Source organism: Niallia oryzisoli, assembly GCF_036670025.1.
In the GTDB taxonomy this organism is placed as follows: Bacteria; Bacillota; Bacilli; order Bacillales; family Cytobacillaceae; genus Bacillus_BD; species Bacillus_BD oryzisoli.
The window spans coordinates 4,564,374-4,581,686 of record NZ_CP137640.1; the positions used below are offsets into that span (position 1 = coordinate 4,564,374).

A 17,313-nucleotide genomic window follows, 5' to 3' on the forward strand; every position below is an offset into this window, starting at 1 on the left:
TCTATGAATATATTTATGCAATAAATAAAAATTGGTTTCTTTATTGTCATAAATAAAAACAAAAACTTAATTTTTCTACAAAAAAGACCTGCTTTCGATTATAAAAAGAAAGCAGGTCTTATCCTTTATTTTTGGAGACTATATTTAGCCTAAAATATGATATCCGGAGTCGACATGAATGTTTTCGCCTGTAATCCCTCTAGCCATATCACTAAATAGGAAAACTGCCGTATCACCGACTTCTTCCGGGGTTGTAGTTCTGCGCAATGGAGCGCGCTCTTCAATAATATTTAAAATGGAATTGAAATCGCTGATCCCTTTTGCAGATAATGTACGGATTGGTCCAGCTGAAATCGAGTTGACACGGATATTATCCTTACCAAGGTCTGCTGCCAGATATCGAACACTTGCATCAAGAGAAGCCTTCGCAACACCCATAACATTATAATTTTGCATAACCCGCTCACCGCCAAGATAGGTAAGCGTAACAATACTTCCGCCCTCTGTCATTAAAGAACGTGCTTCCTTTGCAACAGCTGTTAAAGAATAAGAGCTGATATTGTGTGCTAATAGAAAACCATCACGTGTAGCATTCATGTATTCGCCATCAAGCTCTTCTTTATGAGCAAACGCTATACAATGTGCTAACCCATGAATCGTACCGACTGTTTCTTTAATTTCTTGGAAGCATTTTGCGATATCCTCATCTTTTGTCACGTCACATGGAAGGACAAGTGTATCAGGTCTTTCTAGTGAATCAGCTAACTCTCTCACACTTTTCTCAAGACGTTCTCCAGCATATGTAAAAATTAACCGAGCACCTGCATTATTCAATGAGCGTGCAATTCCCCAGGCAATGCTGCGTTTATTTGCAACACCCATGACAACAAATGTTTTACCAGTTAAACTTATCGTCATATTTTATACCTCCATTATTATAACAAGTTATTAGTACCTAGTACTAACTTTACTACAGTTTAATTGAAAAGGGAAGAAAGAAGAACAATTTATAAACGCTGAACTTCTTTCTTAAAGATTTGTCTTAATAGTAAAGCCCAAATTGAAGCTCTTGTTTCAATTCTTCTACATACTCTTTCGTACCAGTTACAATTAAACGATCCCCAACATGCAACTCCGTCTCTCCGTGTGGTACGATCGAGTCTTTTCCACGGAAGATACGGACAAATATTACATCGCCGGTAAATGGAAATTCACGTAATGTCATGCCTTCAAACCTATTATTTGTTAAATATATTTCGTATAATGCCGATTCTTGATTGGTTAAAATATTCATCACATGTGGTGATTCAATGAGAGCACGTAATAAGGTTTTCGTTGAGAGCAGAACCGAAAAAACCTCTATATCTTTTTTCTTTAATTGTGCCTCAAGCTCCTGGCTTTCAATACGGCAAATCACCCGTTCCATCCCTTTTTCCTTTAAAGCCGATCCAAGCTCCGCATTGACCCTTTCATCACCTGTAGAAATAACCACAATTTCAGCCTCAAACACATCTGTACCACTTAACGCTTCTAATGAATAATCATCAATCTCAGTAATGGCAAACAATGATGGGAAACTTGACTTATCAGATTTGCCTTGTGCTGTATGATAAAGTACGGGTTCAAATGCCCCAGACTTCAGCTCTGAATAGACTGGAAGCGTAAATTGATTTGCACCGATAATTGCCACCTTTGTTTTTTTAATATGCTCTGCTTCAAAGGGAAAGATTTTCTTAAAAGCGATTGGTGTAAAAATTGACGTAATAACGGCTACTAGAATGAACATACCTCCCATTTCCTCAGAAATGACACCCATCCTTTCACCAATTGTTGCTGCAGCAATAACAAGCGATAAAGTAGAGGTCAACAAAAATCCAGAGGCAACTACTGTCTTTTTGTCATACCAAATTTTCAATAAATAAACCGGAATGATTTTCGAGATGAATAAACCAATCAATAGTAATGGTATAAGCAGCAGTAATTTTTGATCTCCAAATAATGACCAGATATCTAATTTAACGCCAACCATAACAAAAAAGATTGGAATTAAAAATCCATAACCAAATGAATCAAGTTTATGAACTAATTCAGGATTTGGTGACATGAGCGATACAAGGACACCCGCAAGAAAAGCACCCAAAATATTCTCTGCCCCGACAGTTTCTGAGATAGCGACAAGTACAATAATTAAGGTAAAAACACCTCTTGTTCCAATTTGGACCGTTCCTGTAGCCATGGTTTCTAAGTAGGTTTGATTTCTAAATAGTTTTAATACAAAATAAAGCAGAACACCAGCAGCAAATAAAATAAGGAGCAGCCAAGTATTTCCGCCTCCCTCTTGTAAAGAAACAAATACAGCTAAAAGAATCATAGTAACAAGATCTGCAATAACAGCAACTAATAGAATGATTTGACCGATTGCCGTTTTCATTAGATGCGCTTCCTTTAACGTAGGAACCACGACACCTAATGATATGGTAGATATAATTAAGGTCATGAGAAACGCATTATCAATAAAACCTGTTAAAACAAACAAATAGGATAACACCCATGAAATAATAAAAATCCCAATAAAAATAACCGTTGCAGTCAAAAATGTATTTGGCTCAAGCTTGCCATTCGGAAGTTTGGCTCGTTTATTTCCTCCTGAAAAAGCCTTAAAATCTATTTCCAGTCCGCTTAAAAACATCAGGAAAATAAAACCAAGCGTTGACAAAGTTTCAATCCACATATCTGATTCCACAAGATCAAATCCGCTTTTTCCAATTAGTAAACCCATCAAAATTTCTGCAACCACAACCGGAATTAAAGTCAGCTTTAATCTGTGTAATAGTAAGGGTGTTAGAAAAGCCACCAAAATTACAATTAATAATGACGTAACGGATAATCCATGTTCCATTTATTGCCTCCTTAATAAATAATCTATTTTAACTTTTTATCATAAAAGAGTTAATATTGCTAGAAATATGGAATACTCTATAACAAGTAATTGACATATTTCATATTAATAAACAAGGAATTGAACATATTAAAAAAGAAGAAGAATAGACCGTTTCTAAGCAGCTATAGTTGAAAAAGGAGGGATATTGCATGAAAGTGGATATCATTGGGGACATTCATGGCTGTTTCCAAGAGTTACATGATTTAACTGTTAAGCTTGGCTACGATTGGCAAAATGGCATTCCGATTCATCCAGATCATAGGAAGCTCGCTTTTGTTGGTGATTTAACAGACCGCGGGCCGGAATCCATTCGTGTCATTAACACCGTTTTCACTCTAATCCAAAAGGATTTAGCTTATTATGTACCGGGAAATCATTGTAATAAGCTTTATCGTTATTTTCTGGGTAATAAGGTACAAGTCACACATGGTTTAGAAACTACTGTAGCGGAATATGAAGCCCTTGATCGTAAAGAACAGCAAAAGGTTCGAAGAGCCTTTATGCAATTATATGAAAATGCTCCATTATATCGTATCCTAGATGATGGAAAACTAATTATTGCTCATGCTGGAATCAGCGAAGAATTAATTGGCAAACAAAATTCAAGAGTAAAAACATTTGTACTTTATGGTGATATTACCGGTGAAAAACATGAGGATGGCTCACCTGTAAGAAAAGACTGGGCGCTGGAGTATAAGGGAAAAGCAACAATTGTGTATGGTCATACGCCTGTTAGAGATGTAAGAAACATTGGCAATACATATAATATTGATACAGGAGCCGTATTTGGCGGTAAACTTTCTTCCCTACGATACCCCGAGTTTGAAATAATGTCGGTACCTTCTGCGATGCCGTTTGTACCAGAAAAATTCCGTGAAATAAGAACATAAAAGCCGGACTGCGCCGGCTTTTATGTTCTTATTTACTTTATAACTATTATTTGCTTCTCTCCAGCAGACTTTGCATATCTGAAGGCAATTCAGCTGTAAATTCAAACGTTTCCCCGATAATAGGGTGAATAAAGATAATCTTCCGGCAATGAAGAGCTTGTCTTTTCATTAGATCTGTTAGACCTCCATATAGCTCATCCCCTAATAGCGGATGTCCAATATATGAAAGATGGACTCGAATTTGATGCGTTCTTCCCGTTTCAAGCTGCAGTTTAAGCCATGTAAATCGCGGGAAAGATTGAATGACCTGGTAATGTGTCAATGCATACTGTCCATCTGCTCTTACTTCACGTTCAATAATACTTTCTTGTTTACGACCGATTGGCTCTTCGATCATACCGCTTGTATTTTTCAATATTCCCTCTGCAAAAGCCTCATATGTTCTTTTAATTCTGCCTGCTTTTTGCTCACTGCTTAGCAAATGATGGATATGGCGATGCTTGGCAATCAATACAAGACCGGATGTATTTCGGTCCAGTCTTGTCACAATATGTGTGGTGGCAAGCAACCCAATTTTATGAAAATAGCCGATCAATCCATTGGCCAGACTTCCTGTTGGATGTTCTCTTGACGGAATGGTATTCATTTCATAGGATTTGTTTACCACCATGACATAATCATCTTCATAGAGAATATCTAACGGCAAATCTTCCCCTAAAAGGCCTGCGCTAGGTTCTTCCACAGGAAAATGGACAGTTAAATGATCGTCAGCCTGCAAGTAATAACGAACAGTCACTTCTTGACCATTAACAGCTATTGTACCGCCTTTGAACTTTATATCCGTTAAAGCTGTTTTAGAAATACTTTTTTCTTTTAAAAACTCTTTGATCATCTTTCCTGCATCATGGGTGTCAATTACCCACTGCAGCATAAAACGTGACATAAAAGTACCGCCCCTATTCCGATTTCATACCCTGTTAGTTGTTAGAGATAAATGAATCATGTACTCTTTTCCAAAATGGAAATGGACGGAAACGTGCAAAGCGAATTTTTTTGTCAGCTACTCTAAACTGAAGAGATTTTACCTCTTTATGTAAGAGGGTAAGATGATCAATTGTAACATGAAAATCCCTTTGATTGACCGGTTTTAGCGTACATGTATGGTGCCCAGGTAGGATCAGCGGAGATCCAACAGTCCGAAATACCCGATTATTAATCGATGCAATCTCTGTTAACTGAATCGCAGGAATGGCGGGATGGATGATCGCTCCGCCTAACGCCTTATTATAAGCCGTACTTCCTGAAGGAGTGGATATACATAATCCATCACCCCGGAATCGTTCAAAATGCTGCCCGCGTATATCAACGTCCATGACAAGTGAACCTTCAACGGCTTTAACGGTTGATTCATTCAATGCCATGTAGCTTGATTCTCTTTCACCGTTTTGGTACCTGATGATGATTTCTAGCAATGGATATTCTACTACTTGAAATGGTGTCTTTGCAATAGCAATAACAAGCTTTTCAATTTCCTCCGGAATCCAGTCAGCATAAAAACCAAGATGTCCAGTATGAACACCAACAAAGGCCGTTTTGTCTAAACGGCTGCAATAACGGTGAAATGCATAGAGCAGTGTGCCATCTCCGCCAACAGAAATAACGATGTCCGGCTGATCTTCATCATACTGCAAGTTAAAATCGAGCAAATACATTTTTATCTTATGCATGAGCGTATTGGAGTTTGCATCGCCTTTTGAAGTAATCGCAAATTTCATCGGTTTAAGCTCCCTTTTCATCAACTTTTACTTACTTCCCCCTTTTTGCTGTGATTCCTTCTTGCTGCTAAAGAATGCCTGGGCTTCTTGAATCTCGCCTCTTATTAATGACATTTCTTCATCTAAGCGGAAAGCAGCTTCTGCAGCCCTCTGCAGTCTCATTTGTATATCCTTAGGAAATTGACCTTTATATTTATAGTTAAGTGAATGTTCGATCGTGGCCCAAAAATTCATCGCCAATGTACGAATTTGAATTTCAACCAATATCTTTTTTTCCCCATTAATGGTTTGAACCGGATATCGAATAACCATATGATACGAACGATAGCCACTTTTCTTTTTATTAGAAATATAGTTTCTTTCCTCAACAATTTCAAAGTCGTTTCGTTTGCGCAACAGTTCAACTACCCTACTTATATCGTCAACAAACTGACACATCATCCTCAAGCCCGCAATATCCTGCATTTCCAATTCCAGCTTATCGAGCGGGATCCCTTTGTTATGAGCCTTATCTAAAATACTGGCAATCGGCTTTACCCTGCCTGTGACAAATTCAATCGGTGAATGGCTGGATTGTAGTTGAAACTGACCGCGCATTCCTTTTAATTTTACCTTTAACTCCTCGACCGCCTGTTTATATGGAGCCAAAAAACTTTCCCAATCTTCCAAAAAAACACCACCCTGTTCAGAAAAGCGCAAGCGCCTTGCTCAGCCCCGACTGGCATAAGACAAGCCGGCATGAAGGTTGTTCTTTAACCTTCTTGACGGATTGGCTTATGACCTCGAGGGGCTAGGCGCTGGAGCTAGACCACTATCCAAGTTAAAAATTTTACCTTTTTATTTAACAAAAAACAGCCTCAACCTTACTCATCATTTTTTCACCATAATTACTGTTTCCTTTAATATTTTCAATTAAATATTCCAGTTCCTCTTGAAACTGTGGAAGCAGCAGCCTTTCTCTGCCATTTGTTACAACAACTGATAGAGATTCAGGTATAGCATCCTTTAAGCTATTCCAAACAGTGTCAGGCACTGAAATATATGTATAAGCATCATCATGCTCTAATAAATAGATGAATGATAAACCTTCTGAATCAACAAGCATTTGCCCGCTAGGCTTAAAACCATTTAGATTTATATCGCGGTCTAATTCCAGCTGTAATTCTTTATTAGAATTTATCACTGCATCTGTAACTGTTAGTCGTTTTATCATAATCATTTATCCTTCCTGTAATATTACTTATTTTATCATATGAATGTCTATTATACCCTAAAAATTGCCTTCACTATTTAGAAGAGGGATAATTAGAAAATAGGTTGTGTCTTGACTGTTACATAACATAAACAAATATAAAAGAAGGGAAAATACCAGAATGCCGCAAAATATTGAAATAGAATTTAAAAATATGTTAAGTAAAGAAGAATTTACTCGATTACTTACCGTTTTTCATTTAACACATAATGACTTCATTAGACAAGAAAATCATTATTTTGATACAAGCGATTTTTCTTTAAAGAATATAGGATGCGCTTTAAGAATTAGAAAAAAACGAGGGCAATTTGAAATGACACTTAAAGAGCCCCATCCTGAAGGCTTACTAGAAACAAACGAGAAACTTTCCGAGGAACAAGCCCAAAATATATTAAAAAACGGAAAGCTTTATGAAGGAATCATTAAATCACAAATCATAAAACTAGGCATCGACATAGAAAATCTCCACTATTTTGGAACTCTCGAGACTGAAAGAACAGAATTTCCCTATGAGGGAGGGCTGCTTGTTTTGGATGCCAGTTCCTATTTAAATCTAAAAGATTATGAGGTAGAATATGAAGTAAATAATCGAGAACAGGGACAAGCTATTTTTTATCAGTTTTTAGCGAATCATAATATCCCTATTCGCCAAACGAATAACAAGGTTAAGCGTTTTTATGAAGCATTAAAAAGGAAGCATTAAGAGGAGAAAAAGCAATGAATGTCAATCAGATAAAAGTAATGCTGGAATTGCAGGCATTGCAAAATATCAATTCTAATAGTATAACGACGTCTATAAAACCAAACTTATTTTATGATTTATTAAGCAGTCTTAGATCTGATGAGGGGACGCTTCCACAAGCGGAATCTGACAATTCTTCATCAATTGCAGTAAATGCTTTATCTATCCTGCCTAAACAGTTGACAAAGCTTTCCAGTTCTAATAATAGCTTTGAACCCATCATTCATGAGGCTGCTGAGCGTTATCAAATTCCGGCCGAACTCATTAAGGCAGTGATACAACAAGAATCCAACTTTAACCCGAATGCCGTTAGTTCAGCAGGTGCTGGCGGACTCATGCAATTGATGCCTCAAACAGCAAAATCACTTGGAGTCGAAAATGTTTTTGACCCCTATCAAAATATTATGGGCGGCAGTAGGTATTTAAGCCAAATGTTAGACAAATATAATGGTAATACGGATCTTGCCCTCGCAGCCTATAATGCCGGACCTGGTAATGTAGACAAATACCGAGGAATCCCGCCATTTAAAGAAACACAAAAGTACGTCCAACAAGTAAAAAATTATTATTTAGCTTAAACAAATAACCTAAAAGACCCGTTTAAAACGGGTTTTTTATATGAAATCAAAAAAATGCCGATTTACGCAGAAATTGCCGAAAACCAGGTCATTTTCTTTTGGTTTTCCATCCTTATACCTGACAATTTATCTACTTTAAGGCTATTTGATTGAGATATAAATGGTAGCTTGTTAAAATAGAAGAGGATTTATCTTGTTATATATCAGTTCAATATATCGTTTATTATCAAGGATGCTTACACTACATGGCAAAGGGGATTTAAATATGGTCGAAAATGCACCTACACCATTCGACATGATTGGAGAAGAAAAACTGTACCGTTTAATTGATGCTTTTTATCGTCGTGTTGCAAACCATCCTGATCTCGCACCTATTTTTCCTGACGATTTAACAGAGACCGCTCGAAAGCAAAAACAATTTATGACTCAATTTTTGGGCGGACCACCTTTATATACTTCCGAGCATGGACATCCTATGCTGCGAGCAAGGCATCTTCCATTTGAAATTACAGAAACCAGAGCAAAAGCATGGTTGTCCTGTATGGATAAAGCAATGGATGAGGTTGGTCTTTCTGGTTCTTTTCGTGAATTTTTCTTCGCGAGACTAATCCAAACTGCTCAGCATATGATAAATACTGATGAAAACAAAGACATGAAAGGTGAGAGAACGTGACAAACGAAGAAGCATTAGACTTTAACACTGCTTCCTATCCCTGTCACTGCAATGAGAAAAAGCCGATTGAAATATATATGTTCATCGATCCACTTTGCCCTGAATGCTGGGCTCTTGAACCAATCATGAAAAAGCTGCAAATTGAATATGGTCAATATTTTAAGATAAAACACGTTGTAAGTGGAAGTTTGGCAATGCTTAATTTGGGTAGGAAAAATAAGTATGAAACAATTGCAGAACTATGGGATAAAACGGGAAGCAGATTTGGAATGTCCTGTGATGGAAGTCTTTGGCTGGAGAATCCGATCTCAGCTCCATACCTAGCATCCATTGCCATAAAGGCAGCTGAACTTCAAGGAAGAAAGGCTGGAATTCGTTTTCTTCGTAAGCTCCAGGAAATGTTATTTCTTGAAAAGCAAAATATATCCACACTTGAAGTTTTACAAGTATGTGCAGAAAGTGCAGGTTTAGATGTCTCTGAATTTATTTCAGATATTCATTCTAATAGTGCCGCAAAGGCCTTTCAATGTGATTTAAAAATCACCTCTGAAATGGATGTTTCAGAAATTCCAACGCTTGTGTTTTTTAATGAAAATATTGAAGAAGAAGGAATTAAGATTACCGGAAATTATCCTTATGAAGTATATGTCCAAATTATTGAAGAAATGTTACAAGAGCAGCCGGTTAAGTCAAACCCTCCTCCACTAGAGGTATTTCTCAAGCATTTTCATTTAGTCGCATCAAAGGAAATATCAGTGGTTTATAATAAAACTGTGCAGGAAGTTGAACGGGAACTAAAAAAACTTCAGTTAAAACAACTTGTGGAGAAAGTACCGGCAAAATACGGAACGTTTTGGAGGTATATACATCAATCATAATGATGGCAGTTTGCACAACGAAAAAGACCTTGCTCACGCAAGGTCTTTTTCAATTAAATACGAACAAAGGGGATGGGAGAAATTTTTCACGGTCAAACAAAGGGGTATATGTTTGCTTGTGATCAACTTCACGTCAATAATATATCATTTGCCATTCATAATGACAAGGCATATGTACCTAGTTTCACATAATTGTCATAAACTAGTCCTATTTTAGCTTTTTCAGGCATATATTTTACTGCTTCAGTGATTTATGTGACACTTCTAGATTATCATTTGGAGGATAAGGCGATGAAGAAATTATCTATCACCATCCTTTCCCTGTTTATTATCTTTACCTTCTGTCTGCAGGTTCTCGGTTTAATGAAGCTTTTGCCAATTTTTCTTACTTCCCCCCTGTTATTTCTTTCGCTTTTTTTATTCGTGCTTTACCTAAATAATCGGAAGAGATTTAAAGGAATGTAGCAGGAGCTGGCCTTGTAAAGCCAGCTCCTACTTTTATAGTAATTGCTCTAATTCAGAAAGCTTCTCATCAAATACTTTACATGCATCTTCAATCGGTTTTTTACTTGTCATATCAACGCCCGCTTTTTTCAACACTTCAATCGGATAGTCAGAACTTCCAGCTTTTAAGAAATCAATATACCTTTTTACTGCAGGTTCACCTTCTGTAAGGATTCCGTTACTCAAAGCTGTTGCTGCACTGAAACCAGTTGAATATTGATAAACATAGTAATTATAGTAGAAGTGTGGGATTCGGGACCATTCTAATCCGATCTCTTCATCAATCACCATTCCCTCTACACCGTAATACTTTTTATTTAATTCATAATAATCCTTCGTTAAGCTTTCCGCTGTTAATGCCTCATTATTTTGTGCTTTTTGATGAATTAAATGTTCAAACTCTGCAAACATCGTTTGTCTGAATACAGTTCCCCTAAAGCCTTCCAAATAATGATTTAATAAATATATTCGCTTCTGCTCATCCTCAATAGTTTTTAATAAATAATCATTTAACAATGCTTCATTGCAGGTTGAAGCCACCTCTGCCACAAAGATTGAATAATTTCCATACGGATATGCTTGAGTTTTTCTCGTGTAATAGCTGTGTACAGAATGGCCAAATTCATGTGCAAGTGTAAAAAGGTTATTCACATTATTCTGCCAGTTCATTAAAACATATGGATTGGTGCCATATGCCCCTGAAGAATAGGCTCCGCTTCGTTTTCCTTTATTCTCATGAACATCAACCCAACGGTTTTCAAAACCTTCCTTTAAAACCCCAATATACTCTTCACCAAGTGGTGCCAATCCTTTTAAGACAAGGTCCTTTGCTTCCTCATAGCTGATCTCCATTTTTACATCTTTGACCAATGGAGTATATAAATCATACATATGTAGCTCATTTAATCCTAGTACTTTCTTACGCAGCTTAACATAGCGGTGTAATAATGGCAGATGCTCATTAATTGTGCTAACTAGATTATCATACACAGTTTCAGGTATATTGTTTTCAGAAAGCGCTGCATGACGTGCAGATTTATAATTTCTTACCCTCGCATAGAAATTATCCTTTTTTACATTTCCGCTTAATGTACTTGCAAATGTATTGCGGTATTTTCCGTACGTATCATAAACCGCTTTAAAGGCATCATGGCGCACTCTTTGATCTGCACTCTCTAAGAAGCGGCTGAACCGGCCGTGCGTGACCTCGATTTCCTCACCATTTTCATCCTTGATACACGGAAACTCAAGGTCTGCATTATTTAATGTACTGAATGTATTTCCAGAAGCATCCAATACCTCAGAGGCTTCCGCTAATAAAGCTTCCTGCTCAGCTGTTAACACATGGGGTCTCTGCCTGTTAATTTCCTCTAAGGAGTGCTCATAAAGCTTTAACTCTTCTTTTTCATTCAAGAAGCTATTTAGCCTTTCTTCCTCAACGGAAAGTAACTCCGGAACAATAAATGCAAGACTGCTGGCAGCCTGTGAGTACAAATTTTTCATCCGATCATCGAGACCTTGATAGAAGGAATTTGTTGTATCCTGATCGAAACGCATATGAGAATAAGCGAATAACTTACCGAGACGCTCTAATAATTGATCCTGATAGTTTAATGCCTGATACAAAGTGTCAGCGCTTTCGCCTAATTTACCTTGAAATTCCTTTACGCCGGGAATAAGCGATTTTACCTCTTGAAATTCCTGTTCCCAAGCTTCATCACTAGCAAAAATATCCTCTAATCTCCAAGTATCCTCAACTGCAATCTCACTTCTTGCAGGAAGTTTATTTACCGCTGCTTCATTTGCCATCATAATCCTCCATTCATTTCTTTTTTATTACTACTATCTTCTATTAGTTTAACTCAATTTCCTTCCATTTAAAAAACTTAGCACTTTTAATATATGTTGGAAGAAAAGTTTTCATTTACTTCTATCTAAAAATAACCTGCGCAAACTTCTGATAGAAGGAATCCTCCTGTTGTTGCTGCATCGTACAATGTTCGGGTATTTTTACTTCTTGGTTTAATTTATATACAGTATCATTCACCGTTTCTAGCACTTTCAGCCTTGAAAGTAATTGAAGATATTCTATCAAAGGTTTGCTCGGATCATAGTCTGAAACCAATGGCAGTGTACGTAACTTTATTTGCTGTTTCTGAATGCGTTTCATAAAACTGCGATAAACTTCATCAAAGGTAATGACATTCTTTTTAGTCTGATGTAAATGATCAATAAATAAATAGGCCTGCCAAATCAACGGTGGTGTTTCGATCATCGGAGAATTCGGTACAGGTAAGCCAATGATGGCGGGCAGCAGCAAAATATTCATGGAGCGAAGATATAATTCTTTGATAAACTGATTGGAATGATACCCTTGCAAAAGCAAGCTTGATTTTTGAATTTGTATTTCGTGCTTCCAATCATGCAAGTTACACGTTATTTTCTTTTTAACGGGCGCAATAAGTTGGTGAAATAAAAAAGATGGATGAGAAAATATGGATATTTCAGAAAGGGCATTTTTCGAAGTAACCGGTGTAATGCTTGTTAAGAGGATAAATATTTTTGATGTAGGACAGTAAGCTGGAAGATACCAAAGGTTAGATGGGCTTTTCGTGAGAAATAAATAATCAAAGCTAGAAAGTGAAACCTTTCCTTTTCCTTTTCGCTTAATGTTTTTACCTCCCAGAATCCATATAGGGATGATTTTTTCCGATTGATACTGATTGGTTCTTTTTACCATAAGTTCCGGCGGGATCACCGAACATTGAAATTCAAGTGCATAATTTCTTTCAAAGCAAGAAACACTGATATCCGGCCTTTGCCGAATCGATGGAAAATAAGGTTCAAGTCTGGGTTTAAACTGCTGAATTTCGAGCCAATCATATAATTGAATTTTTCCATTTATATGATAATCTGTCTCCCTTTCATAGCTCTCAACACATTGTGAACCTTTTTGATGTGCAAAATGCTCCATTTTCTTGGTCCCTATCTTCATGATTACCTTTTCTTTACATTCCGGGCAAAAAAATTCTTCCTTCTCTTTCTCTTTTTTAAGCGCTTCTTTTGAACGCCTTGGCAGTAATTTAACAAGTGTTCCGTCTCTACGGATGGCCGTTAGCATAACCATCTCCTCCTTTCCCTCTTAAACATTCGCTGTTGCTAAACATTTTCCTTCCTGCTAAAAAGAAAAATCCATTCTATTTGAATGGACTTCCTGAGCAACTATAATAATGGTGATAATAATCGCGATGTAGATTCGAGCAAACGATAGCCAAAATGTCTTTTCTTAAAGTTTTCCGCATTAATTTCCCTTGAATGCTGTAAATCGTTTAGATATTCACTGACTAATTTCTCCGTGCTTTTGGTTCGATATAAAAAGGCGTTTACTTCAAAATTTAAATGAAAGCTTCTCATGTCCATATTTGATGTCCCAATCGACGCAAGCTCGTAATCAACAATGAGAAACTTACTATGCATAAATCCTTTCTCATATTCGTATATCTTCACACCCGCATCAAGCAGGTCAGGAAAGTAGGATCGAGAAGCATGGAAAACAATCCGTTTATCCGGTTTTTCCGGCACTAAAAGCCGAACATCAATCCCGCTAAGAGCAGCAATTTTAATAGCTGAAAAAATATCCTCATCCGGAATAAAGTAAGGTGACGCTATCCATACGGATTCCTTAGCTGATGTAATCATAGAGAAAAAGATATTCTTGATTGCACTCCATTCATTATCAGGTCCTCCGGCAATCATTTGAACTCCACCGTGTTTATTTTCCTCTAGAATAGGTGATAAATATTCGGATGTTAAAAAGCTTTTGTTCGTCATATAATACCAATCTTGGAGGAAGATCAACTGCAACGATCTTACTGCCTCCCCTTTCAACATGAGATGGGTATCACGCCAGAAGCCAAACTGCACATTCTTGCCCAAATATTCATCCCCGATATTCAATCCCCCAACAAAGCCAATACTACCATCAATCACAATGATCTTTCGATGATTACGGAAGTTGAATTTACTATTGAGAAAAGGGAGCTTTACAGGGCCAAATAGAACCATTTCAACGCCCTCATTTTTTAAATCTTGAATATATTTTTTAGATAGCTTCCATGACCCCACAGCATCATATAAAAAACGAACTTTAACACCTTCTCTGGCTTTTTGAATCAAAACCGACTTTATCTTTTCCCCTATATCATCATCTCTGACAATATAATACTCTAAATGGATATGGTGTACAGCATTCGAAAGCTCTTTTAATATATGGTTGAAAGTTTCTTCCCCATTTGTAAGCACCCTCGTTTCCGTGCCAAATGAAATCGGGCTGTTGCCCAATCTTTGCGCCAAATAAAAGAGCTTTCTTTGGTGTACTCCTGCCTGTTGTATTTTCCCTTTACTGACCGGATCCTGTCCTTCGTGTTGTATAAATGCCTGCCGATCAAGGAAATATTTCTTTCGGAACATTTTTTCCTTACGGTAGTTACGGCCAAATAATAAATAAAAGATAAAGCCAAAAAGCGGAAAACCACCAAGAACAACGAGCCATGTTAAAGTCTGTGTTGGATGCCGATTTTCGAGAAAAATAACAAAACCAATCACTGTACCAAGTATCGTTAACAAAATACTTAGATAACCAATCAAGCCGCTTATAAAATCAACATACACATTAAGAAAATAGAGGACAGCGGCTATAATAATGAAGAAAAGAAGAATATTTACCGTATTTTTCATTCCAACCTCCACAGTAAGAAAAGCGTAGGTACCTGCTCAGCCTTAAGGCTGTAATAAGACAAGGCGGCATGAAGGTTGTTCTTTAACCTTCTTGACAGATTGGCTAGACCCAAGAGGGGCTGGCTGATTGCGCTAGACCACTATCTAAGTCTAAAGTATACTTACTTATCTGATAAAAAAAACCGACTCCGTAAAGGAAATCGGCATGTCACACAAAGTACTCTCTGATTTGCGAAAATACATTTGATTCCATTATTACTTTACCGTATTCTTCAAGCCGGTGAATTGTCGTACTCGATTCCAGCCCGTACTCGAGAAGAATACTTAATATATCATCAATTTGATCCTCTTCAAATTCATCCTCAGGGAATTCAGTATATAAATAATAATTTCCTTCAAAGAAGAAAAGTTTAGTTGTCAAATCATCTAAACCAGTTCGCTTAGAAAGGGCGATAAGATCTTCAAAATCCTGGAACCTAATTAGAAAATCCATACGGTCATCAAACTCAGAATGACCCTCTTCATGAATTGGACTAAAATGATTTTCAAGCAGATCTTCAATTCGAGCATCCATCGGCAAATCCTTAAACTTTTCATCAGAAATTGGGAGCTCAAATTTATTACCATCTTTAGAAATCTGAGCTTTTGTCACTAAAATTTCTAACCCCTTATCAAGCGCTTGAACCTGAATCCAAAGAGGTCCTTCGACCACAAATTCTTCTTCATGGTGAACCTCATCCATCATCTCCCAGAATAGTTCTTCACTTCGATCGCGATTATACCAAATTTCTTCTCGATCGAATCCTCTTTCCTCGATGTCAATATAAGAGATGTAGAACTTCACGGTGTGATCATTAATACGCTCAATTTCCATATAGCAACTCTCCCTTCCTGCATTGGTTGAAGGGACAAAATACCCCCATACAGATAGAAAACAATCATTCCCTTTGTAATATATGAATAACTCCATGATGAATGTTATTCTATACCTTGTACTCATATTTTATGATAAAAAATCAATAAAGGGAATTAAAATGCAACAAGTTTTTTAAAATCAATTTGCGCCTATATGTCTTACCCATCATTGTATCAAAGTCAACATGTTTTGAAAAGTGTTATCACCCAACGACACAAACATTCCTTTGGTACTTACGAACCGATATACTTTGCATAATAAGACTTAGCTTTTACGATATCATCTGTCCCGTGCACCAAAACTCTGCCATCTTTGAAAAATACAAGCGTTATTTCGTTATCAGGTGAAAAACGAAGCAGATATGGATTTCCTTTCACCTTACCGCTTTTCTTTAATCGTTCAGCCTGTTCCTTCATATTTATTGCCTGTTTATTTTTCGGATTGATTTGGACAGTATCGCGGCCGCATAGTGTCGTATACACAACCTGCTGACTGGAAGAGCGGTCTAAGAAATCAAACTGACCTTTGCCGCACGCCGGACATTCTGGACTTCTTCCATGTGTAATATCCATCTGCAGACTTGAATTGTACCAAACATCTATTTGTTCTAAGTTTGTCGTTACATCACTACCCACTAACAGTTTGATCGCCTCCATCGCTTGGAATGAGCCGATTATATCGGTTAACGGAGATAGAACCCCGACTGTATCGCACGTCTCACCTAAGCCGCTCGGCACAGATGGAAAGAGACAACGATAGCACGGTGTTTTCCCAGGAATAATGACTGAAAACATTCCTCTTGAACTTACCGCTGCCCCATGGACCCAGGGAATATGATGTTTAACAGAGACATCATTGATCAAATATCGGCTTTGAAAATTATCAGTCCCATCGAGTATGACATCAAACTCCTTTAATAAATCTTCAGCATTATCTAAATTAACATCAGAGATGATAGCATCAATCGTAACAGAAAAATTAATCTTTTTAAGTTTCTTTTCAGCTGCAACTACTTTAGGAAGATGATTCGCTGCATCTTCCTCGTCATAAAGGGTTTGCCTTTGTAAATTCGATAATTCTACAAGGTCACGATCAATGATTCTTATATATCCGACACCTGAGCGGACAAGATGATTTGCAATGACTGTACCTAATGCACCCATCCCTACTATCACAGCTTTACTATTTGCCAATTTCTTTTGCCCTTCCAGTCCAATCGGCTGAAAAAGGATCTGTCTGGAATAACGCTTCCAATTTTCTTCCATAGATATCCCTTCTTTCCTTATCTTTTGTATTTTATCTGATTATGGATATATTTAAAATGTTAGCAAAAAAATATAAAAGTAGTAGTCTAGTTAGAATAACTTTTATATAATAAAAGATAAAGAAACAAAACATTCTACAATAAATGGGAGAGGTGACAAAAC

At 37.1% G+C, this 17,313-nt stretch carries 16 protein-coding genes; 5 read left to right on the forward strand and 11 right to left on the reverse strand.

What is annotated here, in order from left to right:
- Positions 1–144: 144 nt before the first annotated feature.
- Positions 145–918: an enoyl-ACP reductase FabI gene (gene fabI, locus R4Z09_RS22840; protein WP_338449022.1), complete on the reverse strand. Its 774-nt coding sequence runs from the start codon at positions 916–918 to the stop codon at positions 145–147.
- 124 nt (positions 919–1,042) lie between these two features.
- Positions 1,043–2,899 carry a monovalent cation:proton antiporter family protein gene (locus tag R4Z09_RS22845; RefSeq protein WP_338449023.1) on the reverse strand — a complete coding sequence of 619 codons (1,857 nt, stop codon included), beginning with the start codon at positions 2,897–2,899 and terminating at the stop codon, positions 1,043–1,045.
- Positions 2,900–3,090: 191 nt separating this feature from the next.
- Here R4Z09_RS22845 and prpE point away from each other — a divergent pair, with 191 nt between their 5' ends.
- Complete coding sequence (gene prpE, locus R4Z09_RS22850; protein ID WP_338449024.1) at positions 3,091–3,831, forward strand: bis(5'-nucleosyl)-tetraphosphatase PrpE; 741 nt, start codon at positions 3,091–3,093, stop codon at positions 3,829–3,831.
- Between the two features lie 46 nt (positions 3,832–3,877).
- Here prpE and R4Z09_RS22855 read toward each other — a convergent pair whose 3' ends face one another.
- The 4 genes from R4Z09_RS22855 to R4Z09_RS22870 form a co-directional block, all read right to left on the reverse strand.
- Positions 3,878–4,774 (reverse strand): RluA family pseudouridine synthase, encoded by an 897-nt coding sequence (locus R4Z09_RS22855; protein WP_338449025.1) that lies wholly within the window; start codon positions 4,772–4,774, stop codon positions 3,878–3,880.
- Between the two features lie 34 nt (positions 4,775–4,808).
- Complete coding sequence (locus R4Z09_RS22860; protein ID WP_338449026.1) at positions 4,809–5,606, reverse strand: NAD kinase; 798 nt, start codon at positions 5,604–5,606, stop codon at positions 4,809–4,811.
- Positions 5,607–5,633: 27 nt separating this feature from the next.
- Complete coding sequence (locus R4Z09_RS22865; RefSeq protein WP_338449027.1) at positions 5,634–6,275, reverse strand: GTP pyrophosphokinase family protein; 642 nt, start codon at positions 6,273–6,275, stop codon at positions 5,634–5,636.
- A 172-nt stretch (positions 6,276–6,447) separates the two neighbouring features.
- Positions 6,448–6,819, reverse strand: coding sequence for a hypothetical protein (locus tag R4Z09_RS22870; protein ID WP_338449028.1), 372 nt, complete (start codon positions 6,817–6,819; stop codon positions 6,448–6,450).
- Positions 6,820–6,979: 160 nt separating this feature from the next.
- On the opposite strand from R4Z09_RS22870, the gene R4Z09_RS22875 reads away from it, so the two are divergent.
- The 4 genes from R4Z09_RS22875 to R4Z09_RS22890 all read left to right on the forward strand — a co-directional run bounded on the left by R4Z09_RS22875 (position 6,980) and on the right by R4Z09_RS22890 (position 9,729).
- A complete protein-coding gene (locus R4Z09_RS22875) occupies positions 6,980–7,561 on the forward strand; it encodes a CYTH domain-containing protein (RefSeq protein WP_338449029.1) in 582 nt (193 codons plus the stop codon).
- Between the two features lie 14 nt (positions 7,562–7,575).
- Positions 7,576–8,178: a lytic transglycosylase domain-containing protein gene (locus tag R4Z09_RS22880; RefSeq protein ID WP_338449030.1), complete on the forward strand. Its 603-nt coding sequence runs from the start codon at positions 7,576–7,578 to the stop codon at positions 8,176–8,178.
- Positions 8,179–8,443: 265 nt separating this feature from the next.
- Positions 8,444–8,851, forward strand: coding sequence for a globin (locus tag R4Z09_RS22885; protein WP_338449031.1), 408 nt, complete (start codon positions 8,444–8,446; stop codon positions 8,849–8,851).
- On the forward strand, positions 8,848–9,729 hold the full coding sequence (locus R4Z09_RS22890) for a ClpXP adapter SpxH family protein (protein ID WP_338449032.1): 882 nt from the start codon (positions 8,848–8,850) through the stop codon (positions 9,727–9,729). Before R4Z09_RS22885 ends, R4Z09_RS22890 begins: the two co-directional genes overlap by 4 nt.
- 498 nt (positions 9,730–10,227) lie before the next feature.
- On the opposite strand, the gene pepF is transcribed toward R4Z09_RS22890, so the two are convergent.
- The 5 genes from pepF to R4Z09_RS22915 all read right to left on the reverse strand — a co-directional run bounded on the left by pepF (position 10,228) and on the right by R4Z09_RS22915 (position 17,151).
- Positions 10,228–12,042, reverse strand: a complete 1,815-nt coding sequence (pepF, locus tag R4Z09_RS22895) for an oligoendopeptidase F (RefSeq protein ID WP_338449033.1) — start codon at positions 12,040–12,042, stop codon at positions 10,228–10,230.
- A 121-nt stretch (positions 12,043–12,163) separates the two neighbouring features.
- Positions 12,164–13,354: a competence protein CoiA gene (locus R4Z09_RS22900; protein ID WP_338449034.1), complete on the reverse strand. Its 1,191-nt coding sequence runs from the start codon at positions 13,352–13,354 to the stop codon at positions 12,164–12,166.
- A 101-nt stretch (positions 13,355–13,455) separates the two neighbouring features.
- Entirely contained in the window at positions 13,456–14,970 is a 1,515-nt protein-coding gene (cls, locus tag R4Z09_RS22905) for a cardiolipin synthase (protein ID WP_338449035.1), read from the reverse strand.
- A 208-nt stretch (positions 14,971–15,178) separates the two neighbouring features.
- Entirely contained in the window at positions 15,179–15,844 is a 666-nt protein-coding gene (mecA, locus tag R4Z09_RS22910; protein ID WP_338449036.1) for an adaptor protein MecA, read from the reverse strand.
- Positions 15,845–16,119: 275 nt separating this feature from the next.
- The gene (locus tag R4Z09_RS22915) at positions 16,120–17,151 is read right to left on the reverse strand and encodes a ThiF family adenylyltransferase (RefSeq protein ID WP_338449037.1); all 1,032 of its coding nucleotides are present in this window, start codon (positions 17,149–17,151) and stop codon (positions 16,120–16,122) included.
- Positions 17,152–17,313: the final 162 nt, after the last annotated feature.

Excerpts from the sequence above, each read along its gene's own strand:
- pepF (WP_338449033.1), bottom strand. The coding sequence starts at position 12,042 with ATGGCAAATGAAGCAGCGGTAAATAAACTTCCTGCAAGAAGTGAGATT.
- R4Z09_RS22870 (WP_338449028.1), bottom strand. The coding sequence starts at position 6,819 with ATGATAAAACGACTAACAGTTACAGATGCAGTGATAAATTCTAATAAA.
- R4Z09_RS22860 (WP_338449026.1), bottom strand. The coding sequence starts at position 5,606 with ATGAAATTTGCGATTACTTCAAAAGGCGATGCAAACTCCAATACGCTC.
- R4Z09_RS22880 (WP_338449030.1), top strand. The coding sequence starts at position 7,576 with ATGAATGTCAATCAGATAAAAGTAATGCTGGAATTGCAGGCATTGCAA.
- R4Z09_RS22875 (WP_338449029.1), top strand. The coding sequence starts at position 6,980 with ATGCCGCAAAATATTGAAATAGAATTTAAAAATATGTTAAGTAAAGAA.
- mecA (WP_338449036.1), bottom strand. The coding sequence starts at position 15,844 with ATGGAAATTGAGCGTATTAATGATCACACCGTGAAGTTCTACATCTCT.
- fabI (WP_338449022.1), bottom strand. The coding sequence starts at position 918 with ATGACGATAAGTTTAACTGGTAAAACATTTGTTGTCATGGGTGTTGCA.
- R4Z09_RS22900 (WP_338449034.1), bottom strand. The coding sequence starts at position 13,354 with ATGCTAACGGCCATCCGTAGAGACGGAACACTTGTTAAATTACTGCCA.
- R4Z09_RS22845 (WP_338449023.1), bottom strand. The coding sequence starts at position 2,899 with ATGGAACATGGATTATCCGTTACGTCATTATTAATTGTAATTTTGGTG.
- R4Z09_RS22885 (WP_338449031.1), top strand. The coding sequence starts at position 8,444 with ATGGTCGAAAATGCACCTACACCATTCGACATGATTGGAGAAGAAAAA.
- R4Z09_RS22915 (WP_338449037.1), bottom strand. The coding sequence starts at position 17,151 with ATGGAAGAAAATTGGAAGCGTTATTCCAGACAGATCCTTTTTCAGCCG.
- R4Z09_RS22855 (WP_338449025.1), bottom strand. The coding sequence starts at position 4,774 with ATGTCACGTTTTATGCTGCAGTGGGTAATTGACACCCATGATGCAGGA.
- cls (WP_338449035.1), bottom strand. The coding sequence starts at position 14,970 with ATGAAAAATACGGTAAATATTCTTCTTTTCTTCATTATTATAGCCGCT.
- prpE (WP_338449024.1), top strand. The coding sequence starts at position 3,091 with ATGAAAGTGGATATCATTGGGGACATTCATGGCTGTTTCCAAGAGTTA.